This window comes from Streptomyces lushanensis (assembly GCF_001700515.1).
GTDB lineage: Bacteria > Actinomycetota > Actinomycetes > Streptomycetales > Streptomycetaceae > Streptomyces > Streptomyces lushanensis.
On the sequence record NZ_MAUD01000607.1, the window covers coordinates 1 to 2,643 of the forward strand.

A 2,643-nucleotide genomic window follows, 5' to 3' on the forward strand; every position below is an offset into this window, starting at 1 on the left:
GACCAACTGACCCGCCACCCCCGCCGAATAGCGCGGCCGGCCCTCGTCGTCCAGTGAGGCGCAGCCCAGGACATGGCAGCCCGCGTCGACCAGCGCGCGTACCTCCGAGAGCAATGGAGCGACCGGGCCGCCCTCCTCGAAGTCGCTGATCAGCACGACCAGCGTGCGGGAGGGTACGGTCACCAGCTCACGGGCGTGCCGCAGCCCGCGCGCGATGTTCGTACCGCCGCCGACCCGGACCTCCAGCAGCAGGCCGAGCGGGTCGTCCACCTGGTCGGTGAGATCCAGCACCTCGGTGGAGAACGCCACGAAGTGCGTGCTCACCGCCGGGACACCGGCCAGCACGGAGGCGGTGAGCGCGGCCCAGACCGTCGATGCCTCCATCGAGCCCGACACGTCCACGACCAGGACCAGCCGCCAGTCGGCCGTCCTGCGGGCGCGCGTACGGAAGACGGGCCGCTCGGGCAGGACCGTCACCGCTCCCGTGTCCGGATCCCGGCGTGCCGTCGCCAGATTGGCGCGCAGCGTCCGGGCGAGGTCCAGCGGACCGCCGGGACGGCGGGTGGGACGCGGATGGGAGAGGCCGTTGAGCGCGGGCCGCATCCGGTTGGCGAGCGCCTCGGTCAACTCGGCGACCAGCCGAGCCACCAGGGGCCGCAGCCGGGCGAGCTGCCGCTCGGGCAGACCACCGGCGTACGACAGGACGGTACGCAGCAGTTCGACGGACGGGCGCGCCGAGGCCGGGTCCAGCTCCAGGGCCGCGTCGAGCCGGCCCGCGTCCGCGGCGGCCGCCAGGACCTCCTCGCGCACACCGGGCCCGAACAGCGCGGACAGCTCCTCCGACCAGGCCCGGACATCGGGATACGACGGCTCGTCCCCGCCCGTGGCCGCGCTTTGGTTCCGCTCCTCACCCCGTGAGCCCTCGCCGCGTCCGTATCCGTACAGCTCGTCCAGCGCCGCGGCCAGCCGGGCCGCCTGTCCGCTCAGCCCTCGTCCTCGTCCGAGCAGCAACCGCCACCGCTCCCCGGCGCCGAGCGCCGGATCCGCCGACCGCACGCCCCGTCCAGGGGCCGCGCCGGTGCCGGTGGCCGCGTCCGCTCCCGTACCGCCGTCGGCCGAACGAGCCGGGGCGGGTGCCGGTGAGTGCCGCGTGTCCCGCGCCGGGGTCAGCCCCCGTGCCGCCAGGGCCTCGCGGCCCGCCAGGTCCGCCGAGGCCAGGAGGGCCAGGGCCACCGGGTCCGACAGGGCGGCGGGCAGCGTGCCCGTGGCGAGGCCCGTGCGGTCCTCGACGGTGGCGAGCAGCCGGGATCTGGCGGCGGGGGACAGGGTGTCGAAGCCCGCGCGCAGAGCGGGCAGTCGGTCCAGGAAAGCGCGGTCCGGGAGAGCCTCCACACGTTCCAGCAGCGGATCCAGCGCGGCGCCCGTCTCCAGCAGCGGGCCCGCCGCGAGCAGCACGCCGCTCAGAAAACCGGCCAGATCGGTGCGGAGCGCGGGTGTCGTCGCACTGTCCACCCGCGAGGCCAGCCGGGTGCCGAACCCGGCCGCGTCCCGCTGTCCGAGCAGCACCTGGGCCGCGCCCGCAGCACCCTGGATCAGCGCCGTCGCCTCCGCGCCGAGCCGGGTCAGCGCGGCATCGAGCCGCAGACCGCCGCCGAGCGCCGAGGAGGACCGGGCCGCCAGCGAGACCAGCGCCCGCGCGTCCGCGGGATCCGTGGAGCCCGCGAGCCCGTCCAGCGCCCGGATCCCGGCCGCGGCCAGCTTCTCGTACGCCGAGGCGAGCGCGGCCCGCTCCCACTCCGGGGGCAGCCCCGGCAGATGTCCCGAGCCGATCCGGTCCAGCAGCGCGAGCCCGGAGAGCAGTTCGGGCAGGGTGCCGGACGCGGGCAGCAGTCCTGCGGTCTCCGCCAGGCGTTCGGCGGCGAGCCCGGGCAGCCCGCAGCGCGCCGACTCCTCCAGCCCCGCGAGCGCCTCGGCGGCCGTGGGACCGCCCGCCCGGCGCTCCGCCGTCCACCGGCGGCGCAGCACGCCGGACGCCGCCTGATCGAGTGTCACCCCGTGCACACCCGCCACATCGAGCATCGCCGCTGTCGACGGCGACCAGGCCACGGCCCAGCGCGTGGTCAGCGCGGCGGCGTCGCCCACACCCGCCACTTCGGTCTCCTCGCCGTACGGGACACGGCAGACCGCGAGCCTGCGCAGACACAGCTCACGGCGACGGTCCAGCTCGCCGCGGTGCGCGTCGAGGCGCAGCTCCCGGCGCTCGGGAGCGGCCGGCGTGGGCAGCGACAGCGTGCCGAGCAGCGCCTCGACGGCCGGGCCGAGGCCCGAGCGGGGCGTCCCGGGCGCGAGCCTGCCCTGCCGGACACCGACCAGGACCTTCTCCATCGCGGCGGCCACGATCCGGCCCCGCCCGAACAACTGCCCCTGAGTGAGCACGGTCTGCGCCGCCTCCACCAGTTCCCCGCGCCCCGCCGCGGGCGATCCCGCGCTGCTGGACGATCTGCTGACGTCGGCCACCGTCCGGATCTGCGCGGGGATACGGGACGCCGGGCATCCGAGCGGACCGGCCGACGCCCGTGAGGTGATACGGGTCGCGAGGGACCTGGCCGCGCTGCGCGGACTGCCCGCGGCGGGGCGCGGGGA

At 76.7% G+C, this 2,643-nt stretch carries 2 protein-coding genes; one reads left to right on the forward strand and one right to left on the reverse strand.

Translation table 11 applies throughout. From position 1 onward, the window contains the following. A partial coding sequence (locus BFF77_RS31765) for a DUF5682 family protein (RefSeq protein ID WP_425424459.1) occupies nt 1–2,436 on the reverse strand: 2,436 nt, incomplete at its 3' end. On the opposite strand from BFF77_RS31765, the gene BFF77_RS37500 reads away from it, so the two are divergent. Next, nucleotides 2,429–2,643 (forward strand): DUF5682 family protein (locus BFF77_RS37500; RefSeq protein ID WP_245703987.1); only part of this gene is annotated, 215 nt, incomplete at its 3' end. The genes BFF77_RS31765 and BFF77_RS37500 overlap by 8 nt on opposite strands.